Raw genomic sequence first — 16884 nt, forward strand, 5'->3', positions numbered from 1 at the left:
CGTCCTTCTCCTATCTTTACGCCATGCAATTGCTCTTTCACCGGGTCGATCTTCGGCTGAATCATACATTCACCATCGCCCATGATAGCCGCGACGTTCAGCCAACCCTGATCGTTGAATTACGGGACGGTGAGTACCGTGGATTTGGCGAGGCTACGGCCACCCGCTATTATGGAATTACCATTGATGGCATGGTAGCGGCCCTTGATGCTATCCGAACTCATGTCGAAGCGTATTCTTTACGGAACCCCGCTGACTTCTGGGCGGCCACGCAGCCCTATCTGGCGCAGAATCCGTTTGCATTGTGTGCGCTCGACCAGGCTGCCTGGGATTTGTGGGCAAAAAAACAGCACCAACCTCTTTATAAGCGCTGGAATCTGGACCCAGCCAGCAGCCCATTGACCGATTATACGATTGGGCTGGATACGCCCGAGCGTATGGTTGAGAAAATGCAGGAACGCCCCTGGCCGCTTTACAAAATCAAATTAGGACGGCCCGAAATGGACCTGACGCTTGTTGCGGCTTTGCGTCGGCATACCGATGCTGTCTTTCGTGTGGATGCAAACTGCGGCTGGTCGGCGGCCGACGCCGTGGCTAAATCCGACCCGTTGAAGGCGCTGGGTGTTGAGTTTATTGAGCAGCCACTCCCCGCCGACGATTGGGAGGGAGCCAAACAGGTGTACGAACAGAGTGCCTTGCCCATCATTGCTGATGAAAGCTGCATTGTGGAAAGCGATGTTGACCGATGTGCGGGTTATTTTCATGGCGTAAACATCAAGCTGACAAAATGTGGCGGATTGACCCCCGCCCGGCGTATGATCAGCCGGGCGCGCGAACTGGGTTTACGGGTCATGGTTGGCTGTATGACCGAATCGAGCGTTGGTATTTCAGCCATTGCGCAGCTGCTGCCCCTGCTGGATTATGCCGACCTGGATGGAGCCATGCTCATTGCCAATGACCCAGCTACGGGGGTCACCTTCGATTACGGCAAAGTTGTTTACCCTCGGGAGAATGGCACCGGGGTCAATTTATTAATAAGCGAATGAGTGCAATTTTTCACATCGACCAACTCCCCAACCGAACGATAGACCACGATGGTCAGGCATACCTGTTCTTTAGCGGAACCGCTTATTTGGGCATACCTCAGCATCCGGGTTTTCACCAGCTAATGGCGGAAAGCATGCGCCGATACGGAACCGTTTTTGGTAGTTCCCGGAACGGAAATGTACGCATCGGCGTGTACGAAGAAGCGGAATCGACATTGGCTACCCGGATTGGCGCCGAATCGGCCCTGACGCTCTCGTCGGGAATGATGGCCGGTCAGGTTGTTGTCAACTGGCTGCAAGGTCAGGACTACACGTTTGTATACGCGCCCAAAGCGCATCCGGCGCTCTGGCACGCTCCGACGGTTACGATACCGCAACTATCTTTTGCTGACTGGACCGCTCAACTGCCCGGCCAACTGAACGCGCTACCCGCCGGACCAGTGGCTATTCTGGTCAACTCCCTGGATGCCGTTTGTTCCGACTACTATGATTTCGGTTGGGTCCACCAGTTGCCTGACGATCGGCCAATCACGCTTGTCGTTGATGATTCGCACGGCTTGGGCGTATTAAACAGGGGGAGGGGAGTCTGGCCCGCAATTCCCCACGAATCCGTCGATAAGCACCCGTTCCTTCGTATTGTAGGTACCGGATCGCTGGCGAAGGGCATGGGACTGCCGGGGGGGGTAGTTTTTGGGGATGCAGATACAATAAAATCTATTCGGGAGACGGCCTTCTTCGGTGCTTGCTCGCCAATGCCACCCGCCTGTCTGGATGCCTTTCTGCATGCGGATAGCTTATATGCTGAAGGGCAGGAAAGGCTTCAACGGAATATAAAATTAGCGGAGCAATTGCTGCTGCCAACCAATTTGTTTCATCAGGCAACTGGGTACCCCGTATTTTTTACGGAGCATGATGCGTTATATGCGCAGTTGCTTCAGAAAAATATCTTGATTTACTCTTTTGCTTACCCAACGTCGGCCGACCGGGCCAACACCCGTATCGTGATCAGTGCGTTTCACGAAGTAGCTGATATTGAGCGCCTGGCAGAGTCGATTTCTGGTTAGCCTACCGGAATCGACTGGCTTGTCATTATTTGAGATACCCTTTACTCTGGCTGTAAAAAATAGACTGACTGCATGAATCGACCTGTTAAAAACCTCCTTACATCCCCGTGGATAGCTCTCTTTATCATTGCCTTTGGGCTGTCGACAGTTCAGGTAGTTACGCCATTAATTACGGATGGGCGGGTAGCTGCCCCTATTCTGACGGGTGCGGATCAGGTTGATCGCTATTTGCCGTATCTAAAAGGGAAGCGGGTGGCTCTAGTTGTCAATCAGACGTCTATTATTGGCACTCGGCCCAGTGTCGATAGTTTGTTGAGTAGGGGCGTTAAGATCGTAAAAGTCTTCGGCCCTGAACATGGTTTCCGGGGAAATGCCAGCAATGGCGCGAAGGTGAACGACGAGGTGGACGCTAAAACCGGCATACCGGTCATCTCCTTATACGGCAAAAACAAGAAGCCCTCCCGTGAGCAGTTAGCCGACGTCGACCTGTTGATCTATGACATTCAGGATGTAGGTGCCCGTTTCTACACGTACATCAATACGCTGGATCACGTTATGGAGGCCTGTGCCGAAAATGGCAAGGAGTTGATGATTCTGGACCGGCCTAACCCCAATGGCTATCTGGTAGATGGCCCTATTCTGGAAGATCATCTGCATTCGGGTATTGGCATGCATCGTATTCCCATCAGTCATGGCATGACTATTGGTGAGTTTGCGCAACTGATCAATGGGGAGGGATGGCTTCCCAACCGGGCCCAGTGCAAACTGCATATCGTTAAGGTAGCGAATTACAACCACGACATGCCTTATGAGTTGCCCGTGTTTCCCTCACCAAATTTGAGTACGCAGCAATCCATAGTGCTTTATCCCAGTATTTGCTGGTTCGAGGGGACGATCATTAGCCAGGGGCGCGGAACGTACATGCCGTTTACGGTGCTGGGCGCACCGGCACTTAAAGGAAAATACTCGTTTTCATTCAGGCCGGTCAGCCTGAAGGGGATGAGCGAAACACCGCTGCACCAGGATATGGATTGTTACGGACTCGATCTACGCCAATACGACACGGCCAAACTTCGCAAAAGTAAACAACTTAATTTGGCCTGGTTGATGGAGTTGTACAAGGCTTATCCTGATAAAGAGCGGTTTTTTGATGCCAGCCAAAGCAAGCAGATAAATAATTTTGATAAACTGGCTGGCACAGAAAACCTGAAAAAGCAAATCATTGCGGGTGCATCGGAAGCGGAGATTCGTAAAAGCTGGGAACCAGGTCTTTCCAATTTTAAAACCCTACGGAAGAAGTACTTGCTCTATCCGTAGCGACGTTCGAGTGTGCATCCGAATAATCTCGTTTTCTGATTACTTCAGTCCCGATAAAAAAGCCAGACTGGGTTGCATTTGCTCCATCGAACGCGACGATTCGTCTTCGATGAAGAAGTGCTTTACGCCTGATTTTTTGGCTTGCTTCATGATAGCCGCAATACCCACATCGCCCTGTCCAAGCGTCACGTTTGACTCAACGTCGGAATGGCCATTGTTGCTATCGGGGGTGCCGGGTCTTCGGTCTTTGAGGTGCATCAGCAGAAACCGTTTGTGGTATTTCTGTAAAAGAGCCACGGGATCATAGCCGGGCGCTTTTACCCAGAAAACGTCCATCTCGAAATTAACGGATTTAGGGTCCAGATTCTCGGCTAAATAATCGAAAAATGTACCGTCTTTGTAGGTCTGGAACTCGTACCCATGATTATGGTAGCAGAACGTAAGCCCGTTCTCAGCCAATAATTTGCCGGCGGTATTAAACACGTCGATGGCCCGGTCGGCATCGTAAATGGTGAATGCATCACCCGCGTGAGGAATCCAGGTGCACACCACGTATTTAGCGCCCAATGCTTTGGCTTCGGCAATAATCTTCGGTACGTTATTGTCCAGGTCTTCATAGCTGGCCCCCGTACTGATGGCCTTGATACCATTCTGATCCAGTAATTTTCGGAAATCAGGCAAACTCAGGCCATACGTACCGGCAATCTCCGCTTCCCGAAAGCCCATTTCCTTTACTTTCGCCATCGTGCCTGGCACATCTTTCGCAAATTGCGTCCGAAAACTATACAATTGTAAACCCACCGGGGCCGGTTTTTGCGCCAGCGCAACCCAACCACACAGGAGCAGGCCGGCAAGTAAGCCGCCAAATTTTGAATTCATGGAGTGAAGGGTTACCATAAATTATTTACCCGTCTGGGTGGTGAACGTACTTTCAAAAATCTTATCAGCATTGCCAGTTTCAAACCCTTCGCGCCGGTGCTGGCGGGTAATTTGATCGGCCGCAAGGTGCCGGAAGGGGGGCAGCACGCGCCGTTCGGCAAACTCGACGTAGGAACCCGCAATATGAAACGTAGCACCATCCGCGAAATCGGCATCGATCATCTGCGCCACGGTAGAGGCTTGTCGCAGATCGCCGTCCGGACTGATTTTGATAATGCCGCCCGCCGAATTGAGCCGCAAACCCCGTTCCTGCAGAAAAGCCACAAACTCGTCGATGGTGTTGTAGCCGGGTTTCAGGTTGTGTACGCTGATGGTAAAGTGGTTTAGGTAATAGCGATTGTAGATGACCCAGGCCGCGTATTCGCTTTCTTGCAACAGCGTTTGGTAGTCGGCCAGAGTAGGCGTTTCCCAAAGTGGCTGGTGCAGAAACTGATCGATTGCCCTGGCGTCGGTTAAATCCAGCGAATCAACGGGGTCGCTGGTTACTGTGTCCGTGTAGCGATGAATGATGCGCTGCGCTTCTGCCGACAATTCATTGACACGCAGTTCACTGGCAAAAATGCGGGGCAAGTCTGGTCGAGGAGGACTGTACCAGTAGGCCAACAACTTCTTCTCCACGAAGTTGTATTCGTCGCGTCGTTCATAACCAAGGTGCAGGAATATCTTCTCGAACGAAGCCAGGCCCAGATTTGGTACGCCCAGTGTCCGGAAGGCAATGTGGTCATTCTCGACCTCATTTGGTGACTGAATAACGCCCGCGTCGAGCATGGCGTCCAGTACTTTTTGCACATCGGGAACGCGTTCACTGTATCGGCGCATCAAGCCAGCCAGTACAGCGTCGAGTGTTGTCGTCGTGGGTGAAGTCGTCATGTTTTTCAGTTGTGGGTTTATCGTTAACTCGGCCGCCACCGGCTTCTGGCCAGCAGTACATCCTTTCCCGATTCGGTCTGGACAATCCGGTGCAGTAGCGACGAGTCGGTTTCAGCCGTCGACTGAATGTCCAGCCAATCGTGCCAATGGCTTTCGGTGCGGTAAACTAAATCAATTTCGGCAATTTCCCGCGTCTGTAACACATCTGGATCAACGGCTTCGAGCAGCCATTGCACATACGCCACATTATTGACGTGTTTATTCTGATCAATGCTCAACCAACCGACCTCTACCCGTTTAGTATCCGTTGGTGAAAACGCAGCCGTTTGAAAATCGGGCTTGAGGGGCAAGGTAGGTAAGGCATCAATGTCGATTGGTGGGCTCAGGCTTCGAATAAAATCAGGGAGCGGCACCATACTCCGCTTGGCCATGCTGAAGACAAGCCATGTACTACTGGCATCGGCCAGCAGGGTTCCATCTTCGGCAAGGATGCGGAAATCACGGTGAATAAAATACTTCTCAACCGTCGTGGGGTAGGTCATCAACTGAATTGTCTGGCCATAGCGCGGGTACTGGTGCATCCGCAGGCCGAAGCGCATCAGCATCCAGCCGAATCCCTGGCGGGCCAGATCGGCAATGCCGATCCCGTAATCGATAGCGTTGCGATTGGCCGACTCCTGCATCAGATTCATCAGTGCCGGAATGCTCATCCGCCCGAAGGCATCGCATTCGTAACCGCGCAGGGTAAAGGTGTCTGTCTGGATAAAAGCCATACGGTAAAGCTACGACGAATCTGACCTATCGTTTAATCCATTGGCCCCTGCTGGATGAAACTTTTTGGGTGATTTTGTCCGATAAAATGGTGATTTCAGGCAGGCAAGCGCTGAACTTCTTTTCACTCCGGGAGATTATGAGCACAATTGCAAAGAATATAAAAATAGGTTACATCATACCGAAAGGCTAATTTTCTACCATGAAGTCACCAGTCGAGTTCACCAGCGATGCTAGCAACATACTAAACTATCCCTGCTTGCCTAGTCATCTACTAGAGCTGACTTCGTAGAAAATGGTACACCTAAAACAACTGCAGTTTTCTTTACTATTAGGTTTATACCTCCTGAGTAATGTTGAGCCATTGACTTCTTGGCCTGCTTATGAGAGCTGCTACACAAATATTACTTAAAAAAAACTATGAGAGTCCTTAGCGTTATGCTGCTACTATGTATTGCGGCAATTCTGTTTTTCGTCTTCTTTGACAAACCTCCCCTTTCTATAACATTTCAAGTGGTACATATTTCATCTGATACGACCTTCCGAAACTCAGTCTGGGATGTTTCGGACGAGTACGGTAGAAATATTTCCCTCAGAGCTATAGGCGAAATTGACGATTCCACCGAGATTTTTCTGAAAGATGATAACCATTCAGACCAATTTCTTAAGGTTCAACTTCCCAGAGGAAAATTTGATACAACTTGGACAGGAGATTATTACAACAAGCAGGCTAATGTTGTTTTCCGACATAAAAAAGCGACGAAAGGATCCCTTAAAATCATATTCAGATACCTGACGCCTGATGGGGATACGTTGGTCGATGGATGAAGTGATTGTTTTTTACACAAAAAAAACTCCCCCGTCGCGTTGGCCGCAGCGGGGGAGTTTCTCTTGCTAACGAAATGACTACTGAGCAGTCGACGTTGGCGTTGCGTTCTCTTTGGTACCGTAACGCTTGCGGAACTTGTCCACACGGCCAGCGGTATCGAGCAGTACGTTTTTACCCGTGTAAAAAGGGTGCGACTGCGAGCTAACTTCAATCTTTACGAGCGGATAGGTCTGGCCTTCATACTCGATAGTGTCTTTGGTCTGAACGGTTGAGCGGGTCAGAAATTTATAATCGCTCGACAGATCGTGGAATACCACTTCACGGTAATCCGGGTGAATGCCCTTTTTCATGATGAATCTCAGTTTCTTATCATCTTCTCGGTTTCCGACCGAAAAGGACTGCAAATGTACGGCCTTTCACTGGAATAGCCAAGTCTTTTTTCGCTTCTTTTACGAGGTGATTATGAGGCAACTAAATCTGTGCCGTTTCCTAATAATCCGGTAACAAAGCCTTGTCGCTCTCTTTCTTTCTGCTTATTTTTCCAGTGAATTATACGCCTGCACTGAATCGTACGGGCCGGTGTTTATCCAGCCGCCCGATTAATAAAATCTATTTTTTTTTATTTCCCAGATCAGCTCTCCAACAGGATATTGTTAAGTACTTAACACTGACGCCTTAACAATTTATTAACCTGGCTGGTAGAGTTGCACCTTTCAAGGATTGATCAATCTGCCCGAACCTTCCGGGTTGCTTTTCCGTCTATTTCAAAAGAACTTTAGAACGCCATTCGATTCAGTAATAGCCTTTGGCTATGGTTGATCTTGTTCGGGTGTGGTAGCCATCAATAGCCTCCATAAAGAGCACAAATACCTTACCGTTGCCCCCTGAACCTAGTATAAGTCTATCTTAAATTGAATTAGTCATCTTTTTTATACTTTAAAACTAACCCAAACGCTCATGTTTGTAGTTAAACGCGATGGCCGCCGGGAGTCGGTTAAATTCGACAAGATCACCGCTCGGATCGAGAAACTATGTTATGGCCTCGACCCTGCTTACGTGCAGCCCGTAGAGGTCGCTGTGAAGGTCGTTAGTGGCCTTTATGATGGAGTTAAAACCACGGAACTCGACAATCTGGCTGCCGAAACAGCCGCGTCGATGACGACCAAGCACCCGGATTACGCGATTCTGGCCGCCCGGATCGCCATCTCGAACCTGCACAAGGAGACCAACAAGTCGTTTTCCGGAACGATCAAGAAACTGTACTTGTATGAAGATCCAAAAACCGGCGAAAATGCGTCGTTGATCTCCAAAGAAGTTTACGATGTGGTGCGCCAGCATGCTGCGCTTCTGGATTCTACGATTATTTATGACCGGGATTACGGCTATGATTATTTCGGGTATAAGACACTCGAAAAGTCATACTTGCTGAAGCTGGATGGCCGGATTGCCGAACGTCCGCAGCATATGCTCATGCGCGTAGCCGTTGGAATTCACCAGGAAGATATTGATGCGGCCATCGAGACGTACCATCTGCTCTCCGAGAAGTGGTTTACGCACGCCACGCCTACGCTGTTCAATGCCGGAACGCCGAAGCCACAAATGTCGAGCTGCTTCCTGCTGACGATGAAAGATGATTCCATCGACGGTATTTACGACACCCTCAAACAAACCGCCAAGATTTCACAATCGGCGGGTGGTATTGGGCTGAGCATTCACAATGTGCGGGCAACGGGCACCTACATCAAAGGGACCAACGGAACATCCAACGGCATTGTGCCCATGCTGCGGGTCTTTAACGACACGGCGCGTTATGTAGATCAGGGTGGTGGTAAGCGGAAAGGCTCGTTCGCTATCTACCTGGAACCCTGGCATGCCGATGTATTCGATTTTCTTGATCTGAAAAAGAACTCCGGTAAGGAAGAAGGTCGCGCCCGCGATTTGTTTTACGCTCTCTGGACGCCCGATCTGTTCATGAAGCGGGTAGAAGATGACGATGTCTGGTCGTTGTTCTGCCCCCATGAGTGCCCCGGTCTGGCTGACTGCTACGGCGATGAGTTCGAAGCTTTGTACACTCGCTACGAACGCGAAGGCCGTGCTCGCCGGACAATCAAGGCGCAGGAGTTGTGGTTCAAAATTCTGGAATCGCAAACCGAAACCGGCACGCCCTACATGCTGTACAAGGATGCGGCCAACAAAAAGTCGAACCAGAAAAACCTCGGTACCATCAAGTCATCGAACCTTTGTACGGAAATTATCGAGTATACCGCGCCCGATGAAATCGCTGTTTGTAACCTGGCTTCTATTGCGTTGCCTAAGTTCATCAAGCGCGATCCAGATGGAATCATGCGTTTCGATCACCAGAAGTTGTACGAGGTGACCCGAACCGCCACCCGCAACCTTAACAAGATTATTGACATCAACTATTACCCCGTTGAGGAAGCCCGTCGGAGCAACATGCGCCACCGGCCAATCGGACTGGGCGTGCAGGGGCTGGCCGATGCGTTCATTATGCTGCGGATGCCGTTCGAGTCGGAGGAAGCGCGTCGCCTGAATGAAGATATTTTTGAAACCATTTACTTTGGTGCCATGACGTCGTCGATGGAGCAGGCCAAAGAATCTGGTCCTTACGAAACCTGGAAAGGCTCACCAATTTCGGAAGGTATTTTCCAGTTCGACATGTGGGGCATTAAACCAAAATCAGGTCGCTGGGATTGGGAAAGCCTGCGTAAGGATGTTGTTGAACACGGCGTTCGGAACTCGCTGCTGCTGGCTCCGATGCCAACGGCGTCGACCTCGCAGATTCTGGGTAACAATGAGTGCTTCGAACCGTACACGAGCAACATCTACACCCGTCGTGTATTGTCGGGCGAGTTTGTCGTCGTGAACAAACACCTGCTCAAAGACCTCGTCAAGCTGGGTCTTTGGAACGATACCATGAAGAACAACCTGATTCTGGCCAACGGCTCGATCCAGGCGATTCCGAATATTCCGCAGAATATCAAAGACCTGTACAAAACGGTTTGGGAAATTAAGCAGAAGCACATCATCGATATGGCGGCCGACCGGGGTGCGTACATCTGCCAGTCGCAGTCGCTGAACATTCACATTCAAGATTCAAACTTTGGTAAACTGACGTCCATGCACTTCTACGCCTGGAAAGCGGGTCTGAAAACAGGTATGTACTACCTGCGCACGAAAGCCGCTTCCGACGCAGTGAAGTTCACGGTAGTGCAGCCACAAGCCGAGCCCCAACTGGAGCCGGTTATGGCCGAAGCCGTCACCGTCGAACGTCCGCTCGATTATGTGCAGTATGCCAAAGAGCACGCTCAAAACACGACACCGCAACCCGTACCGATGGTAACGGACCTCGAACAGCAGTATGCCGCCATGACCTGCTCGCTGGACGATCCGGAAGGTTGCGAGATGTGTGGATCGTAGTTTGAATTGATAACTTGAGAATTATACGCTCCCGGCTGTGGTCAACATGGTCGGGAGTTGTGTTTTATCTTTCCACTCCTGTTTTCTTGTATTATTCTTATCAGTCGATGTCACCGGCCCCCGGTGAAAATTGGTATAATAAATGTAACGTTATATCTATCAAATGAACTTGGATAATAAAATAAATACTACAAAAATTGGAGACCAATTCGAGGCTAAATCACTCGATATTATTATGAAAGTGATTGAAGATGGGCAGCTTGCCCATTTAGCAGATCATGTGAAAATATTTCAAAAGAAAGAATACTATTCGTCACTACGAAAAAAAATATAAAATTTGATTTGACTATAGAAGTATGGCCACCTGGAGCAAATCGTTACGTTTTAATTTATATTATTGAGTGTAAAGATTACGATAAGAGAGTTCCCGTAAGTAAAATAGAGGACTTTCATAGTAAAATTTTGCAAGTGGCTGGAGTAAATGTCAAAGGAATATTTATTACAAACTCACCATTACAGGAAGGAGGGTATAATATTGCGGAGTCCGTTGGTATGATGGTTATTCAGGGAGAATCAAGCAATGATTATAAAATTATACTTCATAAAGCTAACCGAGAAGAAAAAATAAATAAATTGCCATTTATTAAAGAAACAGTAGACGGAGGATTTATTGATGTTGGTGTGAACTATATAGAAAATCTTATTGACAAGGAGATAATAAATGTATTCAAATTAATTTCTGATAACTCTAGAATAAGTTACAACCTTGACAGGCTCACTAAAGAAGCTATTGAGGAGTTAGCGAATGTTGAATTAAATAAAATAGACTCAAAAATATTATCTAGTGCTTACACCCTCACCGCGGAGAAGGTAATCAGGTATTTGGATAGTGAATATGGAATCAAGATTGTAGAATTCGAAGATAGAACAAACCTGTTAGGCTCATGTGATATTAAAAATAATATTATTAGAATAAGTAGATCTATACAGGGAACCGATAGAGAGTTATTTATCATTGCTCATGAATTCGGGCATTATATATTGCATCAAAAATTATCAATTGGACAATCTACTTATGATTTTTTGAAGACTCGCCCTACAATTTAAAAACTGGCAAACATGATCTAAAAAATTCTAGACACTGGGTTGAATGGCAAGCTAATTACTTTGCTACTTCTCTGGTATTACCTAAAGTTTCTCTTTTAGTTAGACTAAATCAAACTCAGAGATTTTTCAACAAAAGTTTAGGTAAAATATACCTTGATGATCAGTACGAAAATACAAAGGATTTTAGCAAATTAATTAAAAGTCTTTCTACTCAATTTGCTACATCAAAGACTTCAATAATATATAGATTAAAAGAATTTGAATTGATCAATGATCAATCTAGACTAAAATCGATACGACAAATAGTTACTGAGTATTATGACGATCTATTTGCTTAATTAATACGACTATTTTAATTAAATCCTAGTATTATTCGGCCGATGGCATGCGCTAAGGGAAATCTGTTGATGCTAAGATGAAATTTACAATTAATGAATCCGTAGATAGTTTTAAAATTCTTGAAACAGCGGAGATTATTTCGCTTTGAAATACTTATTTTATGCTATGCAATTTCGATTATAGCGTACTGCTTTTCACGCAGGAACGTGTTAATGAACCGAGCGGCATCATGCACGAAACCAGCCAAAAATATTGATGGAGCGCCTACGGATGGCTACTTATTTACTCCACCATATCAGTATGTAAATACACTTTCATTAATCCTTCTACACTGACAGTTGGCATGGCATATGGTACACCATTCTTGTCTGCAAATTCCAGCAGATAGCGGCCGTTAGGGCCGATGTCAATCACAACCCCAATCTCCCCCCGACGGAGGTTGCGTTCAGGTATAGCTTTTGTAAGTGCGACAAGATCATGTAGTTTCAACTCGTCCATAGTGTTGTCAATTAGTCAATGATATAACAACTGGTTAATTGTGGAAAGTTTTCGCCATTATGAATCCGGCAGGCAGTAGTTTTTGGCGTGGTCTGTGACTACGCCCAACATGCGGCTTTCATTTTTAGCAGATTTTAGTCGCTAATGCATCAGCATTATCTTACCTGAACCTTCCTTTTCAACCGCCCGCGTTGATTCGTGAACCACCAACTCGCCTTCGAGATTGGCCTGTGTAACGGTATTGTTTTTTTTGATGGCATCCAGCAGAATTTTGGTGGCCAGCTGGCCCATTTCCTGCAGTGGTTGCTTTATGTACGTGATTGGGGTTTGAAACAGGTTGTAAGATTCGGCCTGGTCAATGCTGATCACGGCAACTTGTTCGGGGACGCTCAAGTGTAACGCGTTGAGTTGTTGCAACCCGTACAGGGCCAGGGTATTGGACGCAAACAAGAGCGCATCAACAGGTTTCGATCCTGTCGTCAGGTCGCTTACGGCCTTTCTTACATTGGCTTCGATCGATCCGATACCTAACTCTTTCACCCACGTTTTCCGGATCGGAATCCGGTTGTCTTTGAGAGCCGACAGGTAACCTTGTCGGCGATCCAGTAGGGTAATCAGACTCGTCTGGAAGGTGATCAACCCAATACGCCGGTATCCTGAGTCGATCAGGTGCTGTACTGCTTTATATATAGCTTTATAGTTGTCCAGCGCCACGTAATTGGTTTTGAGATCCGGAAAGTAGCGGTCGATCAAGACAAACGGGATGCCTTGTCGTTGCAATTCGGCAAGCTGGGGCTCAATACCGGCGGGGGGCGCAATCAATAAACCATCGACTTGCCGATTGAGCAGGGTCGTAATTAGCTTTTGGGCCTTCTGGGGCTTTTCATCTGAGCTGCCAAAGAGGACGGTGTAGTTATGTATATCGGCTTCGTCTTCAATGATACGCGCCAGCGACGACGAAAACGGATTCGAAATGTCGGATACCAGCAGACCAATTGTGAAGGTTTTATTGGTTTTGAGGCTTTTGGCAATCTGATTAGGCTGATAGTTCAAGGTTTTAGCGGTCTCTCTAATTCGCTGAGCTACTTCTTTACCGATCCTGTTTATCTTCTGGTTGTTAAGTACATACGAGACGAGCGTTGTTGAGACGCCCACCAACTGAGCAATATCTTTCAGTGATGTTTTCTTTGTCATGGTGGCAAACATAAGAAAAAGTCAATAAATAATTTAATCGTTTAAACAGCCATATTGTTTAAATAATGATGGAAGGATAGAGTGATTCGTAGAAAAGGACTATAATTGCCACAATAATTGTATTATTATAATATAATTAGACTCTTATATAAAGAACTTTAGCTGTTTTGGACCTAAACTATTGAAACGTTTAAACCAAACTGATTTCGCTGGGGTTTTATAGCTGACAAACCCGTAGCATGCCAATGTAAATCAGGTTGTTAATGGCGGCTTATCGGGTGTATGCATACGCGTAGAGTAGAGGAGGTAGATAGCACTCAGAAATCCAGCAATGAATACAGTCACAGACAGATCACCTGGTCTATTTTAAGGAAAACCACCAGAAAGAGCGTGGCCAGCGTAGACTGCTAAACAGGAAAAAAAATGAACTTCATTCACGAACATAACACAAGGAATCAGGCAACGGCAGGCAATCTGTGGAACCTGGTTCGGGGGTCAATTTTAACATTTATCAACCGGCATGCCGGAGTGTTCGAGGCACTGTCTCGTCACCAGACCCCATTTGGCGGGTCTCTTCTGGCTGGCAATCGCTAAGCTGTTGTTCCACTTAATTTTCATCATCATGAATCGTTTCTCTGTTTTATATATGCTTAACGGACAGTATCATCACATTAGCCTGGCTACTTACTCCGATGCCCAGTCCGTCTTACAAAACCTTTCAAAAAACACAAAACGGGTCCCCGTTGGTATCTACGATGCCAAAACGGAGTTGTTCGAGTGGGAGCCGGATCGTCAAAAAAACTACAATCAGGCTTCTATTGAAGAGCAGGGCAGACTTGCCGATCAAATTGTTACCATCGCCCAGGCGCTGCGCCGTCGGGATGCCAGTTGGCAGCCAGCAAGCATGCTCAGAAGACCCAGTTTTTTCGCGTAAGTAACGAGCGTTACTTGTCAGGAGTAGACGACAGCCCGAGGACCGGAACTGCAAGAGTTTCCGGTACATTGGTGTTGGTCTCCATGGCTTCTCTTTTCACTACAGAAGCCCGTATGCATTCGACGTCAACACACTCAACATCAACTCTGTATGTTTACAACCACTCAGGAGGCTTCAACACGCCCCCTTGTCAACGCTTCGCATAGTGTACTGGCATATCCGGCTTTTCTGGCCGGGCATCGAACCGTACAGGAAGCTATGGGAGATGGACACATCAATACATACCTGCGCACAGTTTTAACGACAACGGGCAAGTCGCTGGCTTCCTCAGCGTTATCCAATGATGCAGAAGAAACAATGGTTCAGTTACTGGACTGTCTGTCAAAACCGACAGAGGCTGATTCGCTAAGTCGCTTATGCCACGACGGAGCATCCCGGTTGCAGGAATTCGTCATTCCAACCTTACTCGAGCGGCTCGAACAGGGAAAAGATGTCTCGTCGCTGGCGTTTCTGCTGGCGGCTTATGGGCATTACCTGCAAGCCGGTGTCGATGATAAAGGGCAGAAGTACCGGGTCGATGAGCCGCAACTTACTGCTGCCGACTGGGTTCTGCTGAACGAGGGCGATGTTCTGTCGGTTCTGGACATTTGGCCTTTGGCCCCTGCGAATCTGCGGTCGTTTCCGCAGTTTGTGGCTCCTTATAAATCGTACCGGAATCAGATTGCCTGCTATGGGCTCGCCTTTTCGCTGAAACAAACGCTGTGTACATTCTGGGAGGAAGGCACTGAACTGCACAAAGGGATGATGGCCTAATTCAAGGCAGGTTTAGGGCGTATACCCTCGGTTCGTGAAGACACGAACTGAGGATACGAACAAAGCAAGAAGTATAAACCAAGGCTGAAAATAACCTTTACGGAGGCCGCGGGGTTTTGTCAGAAAAGCAGGCTGCAAAGTCTGAAAATGACTCAAACATGGAATACAGACAACTAGGGGGATCGGGGTTGCAAGTGCCCGTTTTAAGTTTTGGTACGGCTACCTTTGGCGGAGGTAACGAGTTTTTCAAGGGTTGGGGCAGTACGCAGGTTGACGAAGCTACCCGGCTGGTCGACCTGTGCCTCGATGCTGGCGTAAACCTGTTCGATACCGCCGACATTTATTCGGACGGACTTTCGGAGGAAATTCTGGGGAAAGCGATTGCCGGAAAACGGGATCGGCTGCTCATTTCAACGAAGGCTACGTTTCCTTTTGGCGAAGGCCCTAACAACCAGGGGTCGTCCCGTTTTCACTTGCTCAAGCAGTGTGAAGGCAGTTTGAAACGCCTGAAAACGGACTATATCGACATTTATCACATGCATGGTTTCGACGGGGTCACTCCGCTGGAAGAAACGATGCGTACGCTGGACGATCTGGTGCAGAGTGGCAAAGTTCGCTACATTGCCTGCTCAAATTATTCGGGCTGGCACCTGATGAAATCGCTGGCTATTTCCGAAAAATACGGCTGGAATCGGTTTGTGGCTCACCAGGTATATTACTCGCTGGTAAACCGGGAGTATGAATGGGAATTGATGCCCCTTGGTCTTGATCAAAAAGTGGGCGCGTTTATCTGGAGTCCATTAGCGGGTGGCCGCCTGGGCGGGCGATACGGCCGAAATAAGCCCGCCCCAACCGAAGGGCGAGTATCTGAAGGCAAAAGTCCGGTGCCGCAGTCGGCGGTTTCAGAAGAGGTCTTTTATACCATCACTGATGCGCTGGAAGCGATAGCCGCCGAAACCGGCAAATCAGTGGCGCAGGTGTCGCTTAACTGGCTGCTGCAACGCCCAACGGTATCGAGCATCATCGTTGGTGCGCGCAACGAAGAACAGCTCAGGCAAAACCTGGACGCCGTCGGCTGGAGTCTGACCGTTGAGCAGCTAAAGAAACTAGACGCAGCCAGCGACGTGCCCACCATTTATCCGTATTGGCACCAGCGCCAGAACCTGACGCTGAATCCACCCCCAACGTTCTACTAAGATGATTCAGTTTACCCGATTGGATCATATTCTATTGCCAATTCCGGACGGAAAAACGACGGAGGCCAGAGCTTTTTACAGTCAGGTATTGAAGCTAACTGAAATTCCGGGCGAGCATCCTGGAGGAGCCATCTGGTTCGAGATAGCCGGTATTCAACTTCACCTGCGGGAAGAGTCGGGAGGGAGTTTATCGCTACGGCATCCGGCTTTCGAAGTGAGTAATCTGGCCGGGGCCAAACAGGAACTGGAGCAAAACGGAATTGCTATTTCTTATTCGTCAGACATCGACGGGCGACAGCGGTTTTTCTTCCGGGATCCGTTTGGCAATCGTATCGAGTTGCTCGAATTTGTTGACAAGCCAACCGTATAACTGCCTTAGTTCGTGCAGGGCCACATAGCTCCCCGGTAAATATACGATTTATACATTCAGGGCTTCGGCGTTGACTCATTCTGGTTTGAGTCAACGCCGAAGCCCTGTTGTTTTGCATTAAAAATGCATTAAAAATTTAGGCTTTGTGTGCCTGACACT

General features: G+C 48.1%; 16 protein-coding genes. 10 read left to right on the top strand and 6 right to left on the bottom strand.

Annotated elements, in window-relative coordinates; all coding sequences use genetic code 11:
* Positions 1-23 precede the first annotated feature (23 nt).
* From ACYU8Y_RS12770 to ACYU8Y_RS12780, 3 genes are all read left to right on the top strand, one after another.
* On the top strand, positions 24-1046 hold the full coding sequence (locus ACYU8Y_RS12770; protein ID WP_460937711.1) for a dipeptide epimerase: 1023 nt from the start codon (positions 24-26) through the stop codon (positions 1044-1046).
* Positions 1043-2110: an aminotransferase class I/II-fold pyridoxal phosphate-dependent enzyme gene (locus ACYU8Y_RS12775; protein ID WP_460937713.1), complete on the top strand. Its 1068-nt coding sequence runs from the start codon at positions 1043-1045 to the stop codon at positions 2108-2110. The genes ACYU8Y_RS12770 and ACYU8Y_RS12775 overlap by 4 nt, the downstream gene beginning before the upstream one ends.
* Positions 2111-2182: 72 nt before the next feature.
* Positions 2183-3427, top strand: coding sequence for an exo-beta-N-acetylmuramidase NamZ family protein (locus ACYU8Y_RS12780; RefSeq protein ID WP_460937715.1), 1245 nt, complete (start codon positions 2183-2185; stop codon positions 3425-3427).
* Positions 3428-3466: 39 nt separating this feature from the next.
* Here ACYU8Y_RS12780 and ACYU8Y_RS12785 read toward each other — a convergent pair whose 3' ends face one another.
* The 4 genes from ACYU8Y_RS12785 to ACYU8Y_RS12800 all read right to left on the bottom strand — a co-directional run bounded on the left by ACYU8Y_RS12785 (position 3467) and on the right by ACYU8Y_RS12800 (position 7186).
* The gene (locus tag ACYU8Y_RS12785; protein ID WP_460937717.1) at positions 3467-4306 is read right to left on the bottom strand and encodes a sugar phosphate isomerase/epimerase family protein; all 840 of its coding nucleotides are present in this window, start codon (positions 4304-4306) and stop codon (positions 3467-3469) included.
* A gap of 21 nt (positions 4307-4327) precedes the next feature.
* Positions 4328-5236, bottom strand: a complete 909-nt coding sequence (locus ACYU8Y_RS12790; protein ID WP_460937719.1) for a 2-oxoadipate dioxygenase/decarboxylase family protein — start codon at positions 5234-5236, stop codon at positions 4328-4330.
* Between the two features lie 23 nt (positions 5237-5259).
* Positions 5260-6009, bottom strand: coding sequence for an acyl-[acyl-carrier-protein] thioesterase (locus tag ACYU8Y_RS12795; protein WP_460937721.1), 750 nt, complete (start codon positions 6007-6009; stop codon positions 5260-5262).
* Positions 6010-6913: 904 nt separating this feature from the next.
* Positions 6914-7186 (bottom strand): type B 50S ribosomal protein L31, encoded by a 273-nt coding sequence (locus ACYU8Y_RS12800; protein WP_460937723.1) that lies wholly within the window; start codon positions 7184-7186, stop codon positions 6914-6916.
* Positions 7187-7793: 607 nt separating this feature from the next.
* Between ACYU8Y_RS12800 and ACYU8Y_RS12805 the strand changes: the two genes are divergently transcribed.
* Both ACYU8Y_RS12805 and ACYU8Y_RS12810 read left to right on the top strand, forming a co-directional pair.
* On the top strand, positions 7794-10274 hold the full coding sequence (locus ACYU8Y_RS12805) for a ribonucleoside-diphosphate reductase subunit alpha (protein WP_460937725.1): 2481 nt from the start codon (positions 7794-7796) through the stop codon (positions 10272-10274).
* A 342-nt stretch (positions 10275-10616) separates the two neighbouring features.
* Entirely contained in the window at positions 10617-11381 is a 765-nt protein-coding gene (locus tag ACYU8Y_RS12810) for an ImmA/IrrE family metallo-endopeptidase (RefSeq protein ID WP_460937727.1), read from the top strand.
* A gap of 621 nt (positions 11382-12002) precedes the next feature.
* Here the strand turns inward: ACYU8Y_RS12810 and ACYU8Y_RS12815 are convergent.
* Positions 12003-12218, bottom strand: a complete 216-nt coding sequence (locus tag ACYU8Y_RS12815; protein ID WP_460937729.1) for a DUF4926 domain-containing protein — start codon at positions 12216-12218, stop codon at positions 12003-12005.
* Between the two features lie 141 nt (positions 12219-12359).
* Positions 12360-13412: a LacI family DNA-binding transcriptional regulator gene (locus ACYU8Y_RS12820; RefSeq protein WP_460937731.1), complete on the bottom strand. Its 1053-nt coding sequence runs from the start codon at positions 13410-13412 to the stop codon at positions 12360-12362.
* Between the two features lie 423 nt (positions 13413-13835).
* Here ACYU8Y_RS12820 and ACYU8Y_RS12825 point away from each other — a divergent pair, with 423 nt between their 5' ends.
* From ACYU8Y_RS12825 to ACYU8Y_RS12845, 5 genes are all read left to right on the top strand, one after another.
* Positions 13836-14006: a hypothetical protein gene (locus ACYU8Y_RS12825; RefSeq protein WP_460937733.1), complete on the top strand. Its 171-nt coding sequence runs from the start codon at positions 13836-13838 to the stop codon at positions 14004-14006.
* Positions 14007-14034: 28 nt separating this feature from the next.
* On the top strand, positions 14035-14346 hold the full coding sequence (locus ACYU8Y_RS12830) for a hypothetical protein (protein ID WP_460937735.1): 312 nt from the start codon (positions 14035-14037) through the stop codon (positions 14344-14346).
* 150 nt (positions 14347-14496) lie between these two features.
* Entirely contained in the window at positions 14497-15159 is a 663-nt protein-coding gene (locus tag ACYU8Y_RS12835; RefSeq protein ID WP_460937737.1) for a mannitol dehydrogenase family protein, read from the top strand.
* A gap of 158 nt (positions 15160-15317) precedes the next feature.
* The gene (locus ACYU8Y_RS12840) at positions 15318-16355 is read left to right on the top strand and encodes an aldo/keto reductase (protein ID WP_460937739.1); all 1038 of its coding nucleotides are present in this window, start codon (positions 15318-15320) and stop codon (positions 16353-16355) included.
* Between the two features lies 1 nt (position 16356).
* Positions 16357-16725, top strand: a complete 369-nt coding sequence (locus ACYU8Y_RS12845; protein WP_460937741.1) for a VOC family protein — start codon at positions 16357-16359, stop codon at positions 16723-16725.
* The last annotated feature ends 159 nt before the right edge of the window (positions 16726-16884 follow it).

Source organism: Spirosoma humi, from assembly GCF_054776575.1.

Excerpts from the sequence above, each read along its gene's own strand:
- ACYU8Y_RS12840 (WP_460937739.1), top strand. The coding sequence starts at position 15,318 with ATGGAATACAGACAACTAGGGGGATCGGGGTTGCAAGTGCCCGTTTTA.
- ACYU8Y_RS12770 (WP_460937711.1), top strand. The coding sequence starts at position 24 with ATGCAATTGCTCTTTCACCGGGTCGATCTTCGGCTGAATCATACATTC.
- ACYU8Y_RS12815 (WP_460937729.1), bottom strand. The coding sequence starts at position 12,218 with ATGGACGAGTTGAAACTACATGATCTTGTCGCACTTACAAAAGCTATA.
- ACYU8Y_RS12775 (WP_460937713.1), top strand. The coding sequence starts at position 1,043 with ATGAGTGCAATTTTTCACATCGACCAACTCCCCAACCGAACGATAGAC.
- ACYU8Y_RS12780 (WP_460937715.1), top strand. The coding sequence starts at position 2,183 with ATGAATCGACCTGTTAAAAACCTCCTTACATCCCCGTGGATAGCTCTC.
- ACYU8Y_RS12795 (WP_460937721.1), bottom strand. The coding sequence starts at position 6,009 with ATGGCTTTTATCCAGACAGACACCTTTACCCTGCGCGGTTACGAATGC.
- ACYU8Y_RS12790 (WP_460937719.1), bottom strand. The coding sequence starts at position 5,236 with ATGACGACTTCACCCACGACGACAACACTCGACGCTGTACTGGCTGGC.
- ACYU8Y_RS12805 (WP_460937725.1), top strand. The coding sequence starts at position 7,794 with ATGTTTGTAGTTAAACGCGATGGCCGCCGGGAGTCGGTTAAATTCGAC.
- ACYU8Y_RS12820 (WP_460937731.1), bottom strand. The coding sequence starts at position 13,412 with ATGACAAAGAAAACATCACTGAAAGATATTGCTCAGTTGGTGGGCGTC.
- ACYU8Y_RS12835 (WP_460937737.1), top strand. The coding sequence starts at position 14,497 with ATGTTTACAACCACTCAGGAGGCTTCAACACGCCCCCTTGTCAACGCT.
- ACYU8Y_RS12825 (WP_460937733.1), top strand. The coding sequence starts at position 13,836 with ATGAACTTCATTCACGAACATAACACAAGGAATCAGGCAACGGCAGGC.
- ACYU8Y_RS12830 (WP_460937735.1), top strand. The coding sequence starts at position 14,035 with ATGAATCGTTTCTCTGTTTTATATATGCTTAACGGACAGTATCATCAC.
- ACYU8Y_RS12845 (WP_460937741.1), top strand. The coding sequence starts at position 16,357 with ATGATTCAGTTTACCCGATTGGATCATATTCTATTGCCAATTCCGGAC.
- ACYU8Y_RS12800 (WP_460937723.1), bottom strand. The coding sequence starts at position 7,186 with ATGAAAAAGGGCATTCACCCGGATTACCGTGAAGTGGTATTCCACGAT.
- ACYU8Y_RS12785 (WP_460937717.1), bottom strand. The coding sequence starts at position 4,306 with ATGAATTCAAAATTTGGCGGCTTACTTGCCGGCCTGCTCCTGTGTGGT.